We start from the raw sequence: 14,240 nt of genomic DNA, 5'->3' as shown, positions 1-14,240 counted from the left end.
CGGCTGCATCGACAGGTCAAATGGCCCTCCCCTTCCCTGATGAGATGGAAACTGCGACCTTGGCGGGAAGTTCCTTCCGAAATCACGTTTCGGCGCATTTGGAGACAAGCGATGAAACGAACGACGGATTGGCGAGTTAGACGGCTGTCACAGTCTTCCGAGGAGTGTCAGCATGCAACGCGTTCTGATATCGATGGCGGCATTGTTCGCCGTCCTTCTGATTGTCGGTGCAGCGCTTGTTTTCTTATCTCAAGAACAGGCGAAACTAACGGCTGAACAGGGTTACGGAACAGCCCCGCTACTGCCTGCACCCAATCCCACCCTTATCCCCACGGTCAATGTGGCGGAGGCGTCCCACTGGGCCCCAGGCGAAAAGCCGACGGCTGCCGATGGGCTCGTTGTCGGCGCTTTCGCCGAGGAACTCGATCATCCGCGTTGGCTTCACGTCCTGCCAAATGGCGACGTTCTTGTCGCGGAAACGAACAAGCCAGAAAAGGAAGACACAGGTTTCAGCTTGCGCGGCTTTGCCATGGGACTGTTCATGGGGCGAGCCGGGGCAGAGGTTCCGAGCGCTAACAGGATCACGCTGTTGCGCGATGCGGATGGCGATGGCGTTGCAGAAACCCGGTCAGTCTTCCTCGAAAACCTCAACTCGCCATTCGGCATGACCCTGTCGAACGGGATCCTCTATGTCGCCAACACCGATGCCATCATGGCGTTCGACTACAAGGATGGCGACACGACGATCACGGCAAAGGGCAAAAAAATCGTCGATCTGCCTGCCGGTCCGATCAATCACCATTGGACCAAGGACGTCATTGCCAATCGGGAAGGCACCAAGCTTTACGCAACCGTCGGCTCCAACAGCAATGTCGGTGAAAACGGCATCGAGGCGGAAACCAACAGGGCAGCCGTGCTGGAGGTCGATCTGGTGAGCCGACAACTCCGCCTTTTCGCATCCGGACTGCGCAATCCCAACGGGCTTTCATGGCAGCCCGAATCCGGCGCGCTATGGGTTGCCGTCAATGAGCGTGACGAAATCGGAAGTGATCTCGTCCCTGATTACATGACCTCAGTCAAGGACGGCGGGTTCTACGGCTGGCCGTACAGCTATTTCGGCACCCATGTCGACGTCAGAGTAAAACCGCAAAGACCCGATCTCGTCGAAAAGGCAATCGTGCCGGACTATGCACTCGGACCTCATACAGCTTCCCTCGGATTGACGTTTTACACCGGCGAGCTCTTTGGAGAGCAATATCGGAATGGGGCTTTTGTGGGCCAACATGGATCTTGGAACCGCCGACCGCGCAGCGGTTACAAGGTAATTTTCGTTCCCTTTGCCAACGGTCAGCCGTCCGGGCCGCCAAAGGATATTTTGACCGGGTTCATCGGAGGCGACGACAAGGCCCGCGGTCGTCCCGTCGGCGTTGCCGTTGACCGGCAGGGTGCGCTTCTCGTAGCCGACGACGTCGGCAATGCGATCTGGCGGGTGACGCCCGCCAAATGAGAGACCTTTCGATAATACGGAACCGGTTGCCGAGCGCGCCGTTTCTTCCTGACAGGGGAATTCCGACCCCTACCTACTGATCAACCGCGGCCGAACCCCGAAGGAGATAAAAATGTCCAACAATGTGCAGCGTGGTGGCGACGTGAAGTCCACCGGCGAGAGCGATACGGAGTTTGGGAGATCAATGGAAAGCAAGGCACAGTTTGCCGATGCGCGGCGCCAATCGACCGATTTTGTCGGGGATGGCGAGACGTTGAACGTCTATCGGCTGGTGCCGGTGGCCGCACCCACGGACCCGCGGTGGCAGAATGCCCTCAATCAAGGTGAGGTGCTGGTGGCCGCTCGTTCGTCGGGCGATGCGCGTGTCGTCGCTTCGGGATGCGAACTAGACTACATGGAGGTCGATGCCGCACCCGCCGAAGGCGTCAGCACGCTTGATGCAAGCGCGTTCCGTGACGAAAAGCTCTACACGGTCATTGAGGTCGAGCATGCAAAGCCAGGGCTTGTGCGCGGCCTGATGGAAGGCGACCTATCGATAGCGACTATAAAGCCGGTACAGATCTGAGTGTCACGCTGGGAGAAGCTCGGTCTGTTTGACGATGGCGACAGTCTGAATGCTTCAGCCTCTATTCTCTTGATGGCTCGGTCTCTGACGGCGGCTCCCAGCCGAAGACACTGCGTCCGCCAAGTGAGGCGGAGTTTCGGAATTCGCCGGCAACGATTTCTTTCAGGTCAGGGCCGGTCACGTAATGTTCAAGGCGACGCGCCTGCTCGTCAAGGCGCCGAAGTGCGTCGAGCTCTTCCGTGTTACCGAGCTTGCCTCTTGAAACGGCGGACTTCATCACCTTGAGTGTTTCGTCATACACTTTCAACGGAACGGGGAACGGATGACGATCCTTGCCGCCGTGAGCCAACGAAAAGCGTGCAGGGTCGGAAAAGCGGCATGGTGCGCCGTGGACGACTTCAGCAACCATGGCCAGTGCTTCGACGGTTCGCGCGCCGACGCCAGGCGTCAAAAGCAGCTCCTGAAAATCCTTCGGTCCCCGCTCGGCTGCAGAGGCGAGCGCTGCATGCAGACGACCCATATTGACGTCCTTTTCGCGCACGTCGTGGTGAGCCGGCATGATCAGATGCGGGAGCGACAGTTGATCTGGAAGACTTTCGGCAAGGGGCCCTCCCCGCCGCACGGCGAGGGCCTCGCGCACGATGCTGTCGGGTCCCATATTTGCAAGCAGGTCAAGCTGTCCTTCTCGCGATCGCTCAGCGCGCCGGTCGGCGAGGTTGACGATGATGCCTTGGGCGTTTCCTTCAATGGCAGCATGCGGGGAATCGAGAAAGCATTCCAGGTTTTCCGACAGCCAGTGATAGCGCCTGGCCTGTCGTTGATCGCCGTTCATACCCTGCTGGACGACGACCCATTGTCCATCGTCGGTGACGATGAAACCGTGCAGGTAGAGATCAAATCCATCTTGAACCGCGGCACTGTCGATCTTCGCGACGAGGCGGCTGGTGGTTACGAGACGGTGAGCGTCGAAGCCGACCCGATCACCGATCGCAAGCAGTTCCGTGGGAGTTTTACGTGACTGCGCACCACGCCCGCCGCAAACATGAATTCCAAGTTCCGCGGACAGCGGCGTCAGTCCGCGCTTCAGAGCGCCAATGACGCTGGTGGTGATACCGGAAGAGTGCCAGTCCATGCCCATCACGGCGCCAAAGGACTGAAACCAGAAAGGGTGGGCCATTCGACGCAGGAATTCGTCTCGTCCGTAGTGCAGGATGACAGCTTCGGTAATGATGGCACCGAGCTTCGTCATGCGATCTCCGAGCCACTTCGGCACGCGCCCGCCGTGGAGGGGAAGATCGGCACTACCGGAACGTTTTACCATGAGCTTATCCTGTTGATCCGCAACGACGGATGGCGCGTTTTAGCATTTGCGGTGCCGGATTGGGAAGTTTGCGCTTGAGGCGGACGGTCGCAGGCTGGACGGGTAAGAAGCTCGACTGCCGTTTCGTTGGCCAAAAGGTGAAAGCGGAAAAACCCTGATGTTCTCCATCCCCATCGCGTCCGCTTGGCACAGCCTGTGACCTTTATAGGGAATGCACCCGGTGCTGGGATGTTCCACCGTCATTCCCTTCGATGGATTGATTATGACGCCGGCGCGTCAATTTCCGACAAAACGGTCGGGTCTGGAAAACTCCGGCTTAGAAAACCAGAACCCCTTGCGCCGAATCGCCACGGCAGATCGACAGCCTTGCTGATGCCAACACGCGGACCTCGGCAAACCTCGACTGCACTGCTGCCGGCGGAAAGCCTGAAGGGGGCCGAAAAAAGTGACAATCCGTCGAACTCCTGTGACACAGCCAGTGCCTGGCAAAGGCGCCCGGGGCCTGCACATAAAAGAAATGTGTTGGCGCCGCTGCGTCGCTGTCGCATCGATTCGATGCCAGTGGTCGGTTCGATCGCCCGGATCAGCACAGCGCTGCCTGCTTCGCACACGAAGTTCAGGCACCAATGCAGCCCATAGGACCTGTAAACGTAGGCATTGCCAGCTGCAGCGAACATGGAAGCGTTGCGTTTCGTCGGGCCTTTGTGACTATGGGAAGCGGGATCTTCGATTGTGTAAGCTTCTGTTTCGACGATTATGCCGCCGACGCCGTCGACCTCCAGGACGGTCCCGATCAGCGCTTTGGCAACATCAACAGCGTAACGATTGAAAAACGCGTGCGAAATCACTGCTGTTCCTCCTTTCTCCGGTGGCCTTGTGGGCGACGAAATTGGGCCGTTCCCAACAGAAGCCGCCAGCGTCTGGCGGCCCAGATCGATAGGCAAGCTCAGTCGACCTTTCGCTGACGCCTTACGCAACCCGTCCTATGTTTAAAAGCGGTACGCTCGTCTCAAAAGGCAATAACTTGCAATGGACGAAACATCGGCGCAAATCCTCGCGTTCGCTTAGCGTTGGAACACATCCGAACCTTTCTTGGATGCCAGAAGCGCGACGGCATCATAAAGAACCGAAGATCGACCATCGCGATCAAGCTTGCCGGCTGGTACGTGTTTACCTTTTCGATCCACGTGAGCGATCAACATCGAGCGCGCCGGATCAACGGCCTGATCTGGAAGGCAGAGACGATCATTAACGCCGTCGGATAGACGCCCCCCAGAGGTATCCTATGGCGGCGGCCGCAATCAGAACGGGGGCGAGGTGGTCTCTGATCCGGTTCTGCGTTGTTTCAAGTGCGACGACAGCCTCAGTCACGGCCAACCGGGACGTCCCACCAACGATTGCGGCGAGTTCCGCGCGCAGGTTCACAATTTCTGTCCGCAGCGCCTCAAGTTGGGCCTGTCGTGCCAGTGTGGCGTCATTTTCTGGTGCCGTCTCGAGTGGCTCGTTGACGACCCCGACTTTTGCGAAATCGCCATCGCTTTCGTAGCCGGTCTGATCCACCATCGCTGTTTCCTCTCACATGAAGGCAATGCCACTCAACGGTGAAAACGTCGTGTTGTTCCATCGGAAACGACCGCGGCGAGCATTTACAAATGCCAGCCCCAATGGAGCGTTCGTGACGAATGAACCTGTGGCGTTCGTGAGCGTTAGGCTCACCAGATAGTATTTTACGGTGACGACGATGCCTAAGCCCAAGGAAAGGTCTGATAGCGAACCCCGTCTTGGCGCCACAGCGAAATTCGCCTACGACAGAATGACGGTGGAACGCTTCCGCAATGCATTCCCACGCGCTCGCTGGAACGAGGAGCAACGCAGTTGGTTCGTGCCGGGCAAGACCGCCGGCAAACGCATTGCACAGTGGCTGGCGCGCGAGAGCGAAAACCTCGATTTATATGCGGATGCCAAAGGCCGCGATGCGTACGCTTTCGATCCTATTTCCAGTCAATATCTTCAAATCGAAGACGATATCCAGATACGCACCCCTTATTCCAGGGACGTTGTTGAGCAATTGCGGTTAATCCCTTGGGCTCGGTGGGATGATGAGATGCACGCTTGGCGGGTGCCGTTCCGATCCTACGAAGCACTGCGACGTTCGTGGCCTGATATAGACGCAGCTGCGCGCGCTAGCGAACCTGAGGAGCGCAAGCGCCGGAAGGAAGCGGAAAAACATACGGCGAAGTCCGAGCGCGCGAAATTGCGCTATGCCGAACGTCGCCGCCGGCGTTATCCGGTTCCAGCCGGGGCGCTACCACCGATCGGTCAGGCGGTGACGACATGTTCCTACCGCGTGGTGATTATAGCCGAGGTGGCCGGAGAATACGCCGAGCCGGATGATATCAAGCGCTTCTATCCCCATGCTGCAGGCGATCCGCGCGATTTTGTCTGGGTTCGTTGGCGCCCGGCGTCGCTAGCCGAACTGGTGGCAACCTGGCCGGCGCGTGAGAAGCCGAACGCGTTCGAGAAGGCGCGGGGCTGGTGGCGGCCAGTTCTGGACGAGCTGCGTGAAGCGCGATCGGAGGCGCGCCGCCTGGAGCGAAAAAAACAAAGGAGAACTGCGCCCCCCAGTGAGAGGGCCCGTGGTGCTGCACACGAAGGCACCCATTGAGCATGTCAAGCAGTTGGAAGTGTACGAGAGCGTGAACGTCGTTCTGCGGAGGCAGCGTGCACTGATGCTCGTCATCCTCGGGAAGAATGAGGGCTTTTCCTGCTTTTTCCTTTCGATTGGAGGTTTGATGACGCGCTATTTTTTCGATCTTCATAACGGTGACGGCGAAACACGAGATGAGCAAGGCGTCGAGCTTGGTTCGCGGGATGCCGTGATGCAGGAAATCCTCTTGGACGTTGCTCGGGATGAACTCCCAGATCGCAACCGCACAGACATATCCGTTTTGGTTCGTACCGACATCGGCAAAACCGGTTCGGTCGCAACGCTCACGTTTCGCAATCAATGGCTCGATTGATTGTCGCGAGCCGGGGAAGTTTTACGGCGTCGCTCGACCAGCTCTTAGGATTTACCGCCTTGCGCCTCGGAGATTGCGATTTCGGAACTATCTTGATCCGGTCGCGGTTAGTGGCACATCCAAATGGAGGAGCGTGACGTGCGTTTTCTACGAGACAACAGCCTGACGATCGTCCTCGTGACCGCGACACTCATGACCATCGCCGGCATGTACATAGCCGGCTGGCTGGCGAACAATGAAGAGTTGGCGGCCCACGGATCGCCGGCGCTGACATTGATGCAGTATGGCTTAAGCGGCGACTTTCTATCCGCCGTCTTCGAGAACTGGGAAAGTGAATTTCTGCAAATGTCGGTTTATGTCGTGCTGACCGCCTATCTCTATCAAAGGGGCTCTGCGGAATCCAAGGATCCTGACGAGAGGTCGCCTCAAGATGAAGGACTTGCGCACCGAGAAGAAGATCCCGAGGCGCCGTGGCCAGTCAAGAGGGGCGGTATGGTACGGCTGCTTTATGCGTACTCGCTGGGAATTGTTCTCACCGGTCTCTTCCTTGCGAGTTTCGTACTCCATCTTGTCTCCAGCGCCAGATCGGAGAGCGAGACGGCGCAATTGCATGGCCAAGCGACAACGACGGTCATGCAGCATCTCGGCAGCGCACAATTCTGGTTTGAATCCCTTCAAAACTGGCAATCGGAATTCCTGTCAACGGCGCTGATTGTTGTTTTGTCGATCTTCTTGAGGTACCGGGGCTCTCCTGAATCCAAGCCTGTAGGCGCGCCTCACCGCGAGACCGGCTCATAAGAGCAGCGCTTGGCCCGCGCGTGCGCCGATACGGTGCGGATAGCTGATAGTTGGCCGGGCCGATCGCGGTCCGGAGTGCCCGAAAAAATGTCTTGGTGCGGCCGGCCAATGGATATGCCGATGCGGTAGCTATGTCGGACACAGCTTTTCCGCAACGACCGGCGTGAAGCGCCACTCTTCTTGCACCGTTACAGGCCGGGCTCGGCAATCATCACAACCGGCTCGGTCACGGGTCTTGACGGCGAAAAAAGCTGTTTGACTATTCGATGGACAAGGGAGGTATCCACGCCATGAGACCCGGTGTAGAGGCCGCTCAATCCAAGCGACAAGGAGGCATCGCCGAAGTTCGGGCCCAACCTTCCCATGAAGCGACCGCGCAACCCTACATTTTCTTATCTGCATTGTTCTAGAAACATGAGCAGAGAGATCCTCGCCGATTACCGGCGACTCAAGGCCAAAGCACGTGTTCCCAATGGATCGCACACTATCGTTATTGGCCAGAGGCATGGATGATCACGTTTGTCGCTCTGAAGCAAAGTAAACAAATAAGAAAGGCCGCCCACATGGACGGCCTTTTCGAAGTTCTGTTTGGTTAGATCAACGTTCCACGGCTAGCGTATCGTGTGCGTTCCTCTTCAATTTGCGCCGGGCTATAGGGATCGAGTGTCTCATCGAATCGGTTCCAACCTTGCTCGCGATAAGAGGAGCGCCGCTCCTCGAGATCCACCCAGTTCGATCGCCTGAGGATCGCCTCCGCCTCGGCAGCCTCGCTGTCGGCAACGCGCGCTGTTACCAATGTGCCGCCTCGGCGCACACCCTCGGCATAGACATGCGCATCTTCTTCCGGCACGCCGGAATCCGTCAGCGCCCCGATAATCCCGCCGACCGCACCACCGGCAACCGCACCGGCAGCAGCACCCGCAGCAGTCGCCGCAAGCCAGCCGGCAGCAACGACCGGGCCGACACCCGGGATCGCCATCAGCCCGAGGCCGGTCAGAAGACCGCCTGCGCCGCCGACCGCAGCACCGATGCCAGCACCGGTACCCGCCCCTTCGGCCGCACCTTCTGTGTCGTCAACCTTGTATCGGCCCTCGCCGTTGCTCGCGACCATGCTGATGTCGTCATCGGGAATGCCGGCGGCTTTCAGCGCTCGTACAGCTTCAGATGCTTGGTCATAGGTGTCGAAAAGTCCAGTCACGGTTTTCATGTTGGTGTTCCTTCGATGGGTTTGCTGAGATTACAACTTCAGTTGGCGACGATGTTGCCCTGGTAGTCGAGGGTGACGGTTACGGGCTTTCCGTCCTTGGTGGCAGAGGCGTGCCATATGCCCTTCTCGTCCAGCTTCAGCCCGGTCACCGCGGTGTAGCCGTTCTCCTGAAGTCGGGCGCGCGCCTGCTCTTCGGTGAAGCTGTTGGCGCCCTCGACAGGCGCGGTCGGATTGGTGGTGTCGGGCGTGGCGATTGCCGGCGTTTCAGGGTCCGGCGACGTTGTTGCGGTCTGTGCATAGGCACTGAATGCGCTTGCCGCCAGAAAGGCTGTCGCGACGATCATTTGTCTCATTGTTGTCTCCTCGATGCGAAAATTGAACGACGCTGAGACAACGCGGGTGCTTGGCGATGGTTCCTTTTCCGTCGCAAAGAAGATTTTGGTTATCTATAAGTTACAATGGCTTACAAAAACCGTTCGTATGCCAACCACCTTCCTAGGTGAGGCCGAACTTCTTAAAAATTCGCTCGATGACGAGGCGCTTCAGTCAAACTTCGACGCGAGCTGAAAGTTCCCCAATTCGACCGCCGAGGCGCTCAATTCGGATGCCGAGTTTGGACGTGCGGGTTACCGCAAACCCGCGGCAGGAACAAAACTAACGATGTCCGTACTGCGATGGAAATTCGACTGGCAGATCATCGAGCGCCTGAATTTGCGGATCACGTACTCCAAGTCACGATGAACGACGAAGCGCTTGGCGTTCGTTACAGCCAGGCCGCTCGTACTCGGTCTGTATAGCGATCGCGGCCGGTTGGCATCAACGCCTTTCTTCTGCCCTTTCTCGCACTAATTTCTTAGAAGGAACAATATCGCCGGCAGGAAATGACCCACTCCGCTGACAGCCCAAATCAGACCGATGATGAAGATACCAATTCTTCGACGATTGGGGTCGAACCAGAAACCATTCGGGCAGCAGTGGAGCCGGCTGTCAGCTCTAGCGACAGCGCCGCTGCGGTTGCATCGTCAGACGAGAGCGAGCCGCACCCACCCGCCTTTACGGAAAGCAAGCGCGCACTTCGCCATCTTGCATCCGCTTTTCGCCGCGATCTCGGCACAGTCGGACAGCGTTGCCTCGCAGGTGCGCCCGCGCTGATCAAGAAGGTCAAACTGGTCGCGAGAGCTTCGCGCGCCTCATTCCCCCCCAAATTTCGACAGAGGGCGGCATCAGCCATGGCCCCCCTCCGCAAAGGAATATCCGGTGCAGTAGGCGTCGTCTCCACGCCGGCATGGTTTCCCGCCTTGCGACTTCAGCCTCGCTCATGGAAAGCCGGGATCTTGATGGTGACGTTGACCTTTGCGATCTTCGTGATCGGAATGCTGATCTGGGCACTGAAGGATGTGCCGTGGCGAGAAATCGCCGACGGCTCCCTAAAACCTATCGTGGTCCTTGAAGCCGCGGACGGCCAGCCAATCGTAAGACAAGGTCCTTTCCAGGGCCCCTACGCCCGATACGAGGAATTTCCAGCGCATTTGGTCGATGCCGTACTTTCAATCGAGGATCGGCGGTTCATGGATCATTACGGAGTCGATTTGAAAGGCATCATGCGGGCCGTATTGAGAAACTTCCAGGCCGGCTCGGTCGTTCAAGGCGGCAGCACGATTACCCAGCAACTGATCAAAGTGCAGTACCTTGAAAGCGATCGCACGCTGAAGCGCAAGCTGCAGGAACTGGTTATCGCGTTCTGGCTCGAGTGGAAGCTTGGCAAGCGGGAGATCCTCACGCGATACTTGAACTCCGTTTACCTCGGGTCCGGCGCGACAGGAATGCCCGCGGCAGCCCGGATCTATTTCAACAAGGAGATTGCCGCACTCAACGTCCAGGAAGCTGCGATGCTGGCCGGACTGTTGAAGGCGCCGAGCCAATTGAATCCGATCGACAATTTCGAAGCCGCACGCGAAAGGACGACAACGGTCCTCGATGCGATGGTGGCAAACGGCAAGCTCGCAGCGCAAGATGCGTCCGCCGCCAAGGCGAAGTTTGCCGAATTGCATCCGACCACGCCGACGCCGCGCTCGGGCAGTTGGTTTGCTGACTGGATTTCGCCCCAGGCCGGCGAAATTGCAGGTGCCTCTCCAGGTTCGACAACAGTGCGCACGACGCTGGTGCCACGCCTTCAGCAGCTTGCCGAAGATGTCGTCGCTCGCAATCTTGATAAGGAAGGAAAAACTCTGGGTGCGTCACAGGCCGCACTGGTCGCAATGACGCCAGATGGAGCGGTGGTCGCGATGGTCGGCGGACGCGACTACAAGGCCAGCCAGTTTAACCGCGCCGTTGCCGCGAAGAGACAGCCTGGCTCAACGTTCAAGCTTTTCGTCTTCTATGCCGCATTGAAGAACGGACTTACCTTGCGTGATCAGGTCTTCGATGGCCCGATTGAAGTCGACGGGTGGTCGCCGCAAAACTCGACAGGCCGCTATCATGGATGGGTAACAATTGCGGAAGCCTTCGCCCGATCTCTCAATGGTGCAACGGTTGCGCTGGCGCAGGAAGTGGGCATCGAGAATGTTGTAGCGGCCGCAAGAGAGCTCGGAATCGATGCTCCACTAAATCCCGTGCCGGCATTAGCGCTCGGATCATCCGAAGTCAGTCTGCTTGACCTGACGGGCGCCTATGCCTCGATCCGCCTGGGAAAATCGCCGGTCGAACCTTGGGGCGTAATCGATTTTCAGGCGTCGACCCAAACCAAGGCGTTCCGCGTCGGCCCGCTCACAGCCGCTTCGACCGATCTCTCCACCTACCAACAGGATCTGGTGAGCCTATTGCAGCTTGTGGTCGAGCGCGGCACCGGACGTGATGCTTTCCCGGGTTCATTTGCAGCCGGAAAGACCGGCACCAGCCAGAACAACCGTGACGCCTGGTTTGTAGGTTTTACGGAAGATCTTGTTGCCGGCGTCTGGGTCGGTAACGATGACGACACGCCTATGAAGGGCGTCACCGGTGGTGCGCTCCCGGCGCGCATTTGGCGGGATTTCATGCAAGCGGCAATGGCCCAACCTGAACCTCAGATTGATCCAGATACAGGGCTGATGACAAGCCAAGAAGGGCCAGCAGCGTCCTGCAATATTAGGGCTTGCGCGCGGAGCTATCGATCGTTTCGAGCGTCCGACTGCACCTACCAGCCTTATCGGGGAGAGCGCCGGCTGTGTCAGCGGTAGCTGTTCGCGATACGATCATATTTTCAGACGAATTATGATTTTTGCTCGATTGGCAGTCTGTCGGGCCTCGAGGGGGAACATCTGCCGTCCGAAGTGGTTCTCCTTATCACCAACGGAGATAGCTATGAACATCATCGGACAACAGGTGCTTTCCGACCCAGGGGGCGTGATGACTGTTGAATGGGTCGCAGAGGGTGGCAACGTGATCTCGGTTCGGCTGCAGGACAGCGAACACGATCTGGACGTTGATAGTGCCGTCGCAAAGGCTAAGGCGCTCATGGTCCAGGTGGCCACGTTCGATAAGGTCGCCACCGAGGTGGAGCCAGAGACAGATCCCCAGGTATCGCCCGCTGTAGAATCACTGCGCAGCGCGCGCACCGCCAAGGACACGGGCACATTGGAGGAACAGCTTGACGAAGGTCTGAAGGCGTCTTTTCCAGCAAGTGATCCGCCCGCCGCCACCGTTAGCACGATTCCCACGGGAAGAACTGATCATCCTGACGCCAAATCATGATCACAAACGGTGACGCGGGCAGTCGTTCATCCACCGGAGGATGCGCGGAGCGGGAGTTTCGTCATTTGCAACGAAAGTGCAGATCGCCGCACGATGACACTATTTTGGAAGTTGATCTTATCCCCAGAAAGGGAAGCCCAAGTCCGCGCCTCGATGGAGGAGAGTTCAAAAAGCGCTTTCTGCAACAGTTTCAGGACAGTTCCTCGATAGGATAACAGGCCTCATCATTCAGAACGGCGACATCTACGAGGATGTCATGGGCCCCAAGTATGCGGCGCTGAAATCCTGGTGGGCGGATCGCACGACCGAGACGCACCGGGTGTTGGAAGACGCGGTATCGGAAGCAGGCTTTCGCGCGGAATTTGTGGGTGAAGTGTCGGCCGAGGTTGCCGCACGAGTTCCCCCGGATTTGTGGAAACTGCATTGGCCCTTGATGAATACGCCGGAAAGACGAAGGATTTCAGTCCGGCTGATCGAAATCTGGGAAGAGAATTTTACCTGGTTTCCCCGCTATCAAGCCTATTTGCGGCAGAACCAGCCTTCGACTTTGATCGTATGGGGACCAGAAGACGGCTACATGCCGGCCCAGTCTGCCCGAGCCTATTTGCGTGATCTGCCGAATGCGCAGCTGCATCTGATCGCTGGTGCCGGTCACTGGCTGCTGGAAACCCACTTCGATGAAGCACGAGTGCTTGTGCGCGAATTTCTTTCTCGGCTGTCCGCATGACTTCGGGGCAAGTTGCCGCACTTGAGCCTGCCGCACGCTTCGGGTTTTCACAGCCCGGTAGGATGATTGCGGCGATCGACTACTTGGGTATCCGGTCGATCATGGCTGCGTGCGCCTTACAAACTGGAATGTGGAGGAATTGGTAGCCATCACCATTCGATCAACCGGGCGAAGATCTCGCTGATGCCGGGGATTGTATTCAACAGCTTCACATTGCATTGGCTTTGGTAATCGCCAGGATCGTTACCAACTCCCCGCCTGAATGGCGATCGAGGATGATTAATCGGGCGAAAGACCGTCAAGGCGTCGCGAACAAGCAGCGAACATCCACAGGACATACCGTGTATATCTGGTCTGGATTAGCTTCCCCGGAGTAGGAATGAGTTGAGGGCGCCTGTTGGCCTAGACGGCCGGGGCGAAATAACACTGACTTTCGTCATCATGGTCAAAAATTCAAAGCGATGCCGTGATCCATTCTGCACTCATAAGCAATGCCGATAACGAGGAATCCGTTCACCGCCAGCGGAGCCAGCCCAGCATCAGGTAAGTCCCGCCGCGCCAAAATTCCGCTCAAGATACTCGACGCCAAATTCGACGATGTCCTTGGCATCGAACAGGTAGCTGTGCGCACGCGCCACCGGGCCTTCGCGATGCCGACCCAAGAGCACGTACGCATTTGCAATCGTTTCGACGGCATCGGGCTCTCCATCGATCGCAAAGCAACTCAGGATGCCGTTCGAATCGAAGTCTTCCGTATGCGCCCAGATGGTTTGGCCTTGCGGGTCGAGAAGCGGCATCTCATAGGTCACGCGGCGCTTTCCAGGAATTTCGGCTATTGCCTCGGCATAGTGTAGAACAGTGACGGCATCCAGGGGAGCACCGAGCAACAGCACCTTTCCGCCCCGCTTGACAAAACGCTCCAAGGGAGACCCTTGACCGAATGCCCGTCCGAGAACATGCGGCTCGATCATCTCTCTTGCAAGCGATCCCACCGCGACCATGGATGCATCCGGGTGCGCACTGCGCAAAGCATCCGGCGTATCGACGAGGTACTGGTTAAGGACGCCAAAGCCGCGGTATGTTCCCGCCGTCTCGGGGTGGAACGGTGGCCAATTCCGGCGTCGCTCCTCGCTCAATTGGGCGCCGTTCAGAGTCTCGTCATAGGGTGATCGATCCCATGAGGCATAGCCCATCAAAGTGCCGTTCGGCCCGACGGCCTCAAGGATCGATGCCACAATGGCACGCGGGCCACCCTCCACGGCGCCGATAGCCTTCAGCGATGCGTGCACCATGAGTAGATCGCCAGATTGAACGCCCAGCGCTCGAAGGTTGCCGGTGATTGTCGCTTTGTCGTTCATCTATCGGC

At 58.0% G+C, this 14,240-nt stretch carries 14 protein-coding genes; 8 read left to right on the top strand and 6 right to left on the bottom strand.

The window, feature by feature from the left end; translation table 11 throughout:
* Positions 1-172: 172 nt before the first annotated feature.
* Positions 173-1,507 (top strand): sorbosone dehydrogenase family protein, encoded by a 1,335-nt coding sequence (locus tag ASD02_RS32805; protein ID WP_113567609.1) that lies wholly within the window; start codon positions 173-175, stop codon positions 1,505-1,507.
* Positions 1,508-1,619: 112 nt separating this feature from the next.
* Positions 1,620-2,072 carry a hypothetical protein gene (locus tag ASD02_RS32800; RefSeq protein WP_057221685.1) on the top strand — a complete coding sequence of 151 codons (453 nt, stop codon included), beginning with the start codon at positions 1,620-1,622 and terminating at the stop codon, positions 2,070-2,072.
* Between the two features lie 61 nt (positions 2,073-2,133).
* Here ASD02_RS32800 and ASD02_RS32795 read toward each other — a convergent pair whose 3' ends face one another.
* The 3 genes from ASD02_RS32795 to ASD02_RS32780 all read right to left on the bottom strand — a co-directional run bounded on the left by ASD02_RS32795 (position 2,134) and on the right by ASD02_RS32780 (position 4,956).
* On the bottom strand, positions 2,134-3,393 hold the full coding sequence (locus ASD02_RS32795; protein WP_057221684.1) for a DUF763 domain-containing protein: 1,260 nt from the start codon (positions 3,391-3,393) through the stop codon (positions 2,134-2,136).
* A gap of 260 nt (positions 3,394-3,653) precedes the next feature.
* Positions 3,654-4,238, bottom strand: coding sequence for a DNA-3-methyladenine glycosylase (locus ASD02_RS32790; RefSeq protein WP_113567621.1), 585 nt, complete (start codon positions 4,236-4,238; stop codon positions 3,654-3,656).
* A gap of 403 nt (positions 4,239-4,641) precedes the next feature.
* A complete protein-coding gene (locus tag ASD02_RS32780; protein ID WP_057218552.1) occupies positions 4,642-4,956 on the bottom strand; it encodes a hypothetical protein in 315 nt (104 codons plus the stop codon).
* Between the two features lie 178 nt (positions 4,957-5,134).
* Between ASD02_RS32780 and ASD02_RS32775 the strand changes: the two genes are divergently transcribed.
* The 3 genes from ASD02_RS32775 to ASD02_RS32765 all read left to right on the top strand — a co-directional run bounded on the left by ASD02_RS32775 (position 5,135) and on the right by ASD02_RS32765 (position 7,211).
* On the top strand, positions 5,135-6,058 hold the full coding sequence (locus ASD02_RS32775; protein WP_057221683.1) for a hypothetical protein: 924 nt from the start codon (positions 5,135-5,137) through the stop codon (positions 6,056-6,058).
* A 127-nt stretch (positions 6,059-6,185) separates the two neighbouring features.
* Positions 6,186-6,413 carry a hypothetical protein gene (locus tag ASD02_RS32770; protein ID WP_057221758.1) on the top strand — a complete coding sequence of 76 codons (228 nt, stop codon included), beginning with the start codon at positions 6,186-6,188 and terminating at the stop codon, positions 6,411-6,413.
* A gap of 138 nt (positions 6,414-6,551) precedes the next feature.
* On the top strand, positions 6,552-7,211 hold the full coding sequence (locus tag ASD02_RS32765; RefSeq protein ID WP_057205612.1) for a DUF6766 family protein: 660 nt from the start codon (positions 6,552-6,554) through the stop codon (positions 7,209-7,211).
* A gap of 592 nt (positions 7,212-7,803) precedes the next feature.
* Here ASD02_RS32765 and ASD02_RS32760 read toward each other — a convergent pair.
* Together ASD02_RS32760 and ASD02_RS32755 are read right to left on the bottom strand one after the other, a co-directional pair.
* Positions 7,804-8,418, bottom strand: coding sequence for a general stress protein (locus tag ASD02_RS32760; RefSeq protein WP_057205552.1), 615 nt, complete (start codon positions 8,416-8,418; stop codon positions 7,804-7,806).
* 38 nt (positions 8,419-8,456) lie between these two features.
* Complete coding sequence (locus ASD02_RS32755; RefSeq protein WP_057205554.1) at positions 8,457-8,771, bottom strand: hypothetical protein; 315 nt, start codon at positions 8,769-8,771, stop codon at positions 8,457-8,459.
* A 528-nt stretch (positions 8,772-9,299) separates the two neighbouring features.
* On the opposite strand from ASD02_RS32755, the gene ASD02_RS32745 reads away from it, so the two are divergent.
* From ASD02_RS32745 to ASD02_RS32735, 3 genes are all read left to right on the top strand, one after another.
* Positions 9,300-11,633 (top strand): PBP1A family penicillin-binding protein, encoded by a 2,334-nt coding sequence (locus tag ASD02_RS32745; RefSeq protein ID WP_057221682.1) that lies wholly within the window; start codon positions 9,300-9,302, stop codon positions 11,631-11,633.
* A 124-nt stretch (positions 11,634-11,757) separates the two neighbouring features.
* A complete protein-coding gene (locus ASD02_RS32740; protein ID WP_057218557.1) occupies positions 11,758-12,147 on the top strand; it encodes a hypothetical protein in 390 nt (129 codons plus the stop codon).
* A gap of 211 nt (positions 12,148-12,358) precedes the next feature.
* Complete coding sequence (locus ASD02_RS32735; RefSeq protein ID WP_347376844.1) at positions 12,359-12,874, top strand: alpha/beta fold hydrolase; 516 nt, start codon at positions 12,359-12,361, stop codon at positions 12,872-12,874.
* A 539-nt stretch (positions 12,875-13,413) separates the two neighbouring features.
* On the opposite strand, the gene aac(3) is transcribed toward ASD02_RS32735, so the two are convergent.
* Positions 13,414-14,232 (bottom strand): aminoglycoside 3-N-acetyltransferase, encoded by an 819-nt coding sequence (aac(3), locus tag ASD02_RS32730; protein ID WP_057218559.1) that lies wholly within the window; start codon positions 14,230-14,232, stop codon positions 13,414-13,416.
* Between the last annotated feature and the right edge of the window lie 8 nt (positions 14,233-14,240).

Source organism: Ensifer sp. Root1252, from assembly GCF_001425885.1.
Classification (GTDB): domain Bacteria; phylum Pseudomonadota; class Alphaproteobacteria; order Rhizobiales; family Rhizobiaceae; genus Ensifer; species Ensifer canadensis.
Note: the sequence above shows the minus strand (reverse complement) of the source record. Positions and strands in the feature narration are given on the sequence as shown.

Excerpts from the sequence above, each read along its gene's own strand:
- ASD02_RS32745 (WP_057221682.1), top strand. The coding sequence starts at position 9,300 with ATGACCCACTCCGCTGACAGCCCAAATCAGACCGATGATGAAGATACC.
- ASD02_RS32775 (WP_057221683.1), top strand. The coding sequence starts at position 5,135 with ATGCCTAAGCCCAAGGAAAGGTCTGATAGCGAACCCCGTCTTGGCGCC.
- ASD02_RS32780 (WP_057218552.1), bottom strand. The coding sequence starts at position 4,956 with ATGGTGGATCAGACCGGCTACGAAAGCGATGGCGATTTCGCAAAAGTC.
- ASD02_RS32770 (WP_057221758.1), top strand. The coding sequence starts at position 6,186 with ATGACGCGCTATTTTTTCGATCTTCATAACGGTGACGGCGAAACACGA.
- ASD02_RS32800 (WP_057221685.1), top strand. The coding sequence starts at position 1,620 with ATGTCCAACAATGTGCAGCGTGGTGGCGACGTGAAGTCCACCGGCGAG.
- ASD02_RS32755 (WP_057205554.1), bottom strand. The coding sequence starts at position 8,771 with ATGAGACAAATGATCGTCGCGACAGCCTTTCTGGCGGCAAGCGCATTC.
- ASD02_RS32805 (WP_113567609.1), top strand. The coding sequence starts at position 173 with ATGCAACGCGTTCTGATATCGATGGCGGCATTGTTCGCCGTCCTTCTG.
- ASD02_RS32760 (WP_057205552.1), bottom strand. The coding sequence starts at position 8,418 with ATGAAAACCGTGACTGGACTTTTCGACACCTATGACCAAGCATCTGAA.
- ASD02_RS32740 (WP_057218557.1), top strand. The coding sequence starts at position 11,758 with ATGAACATCATCGGACAACAGGTGCTTTCCGACCCAGGGGGCGTGATG.
- ASD02_RS32795 (WP_057221684.1), bottom strand. The coding sequence starts at position 3,393 with ATGGTAAAACGTTCCGGTAGTGCCGATCTTCCCCTCCACGGCGGGCGC.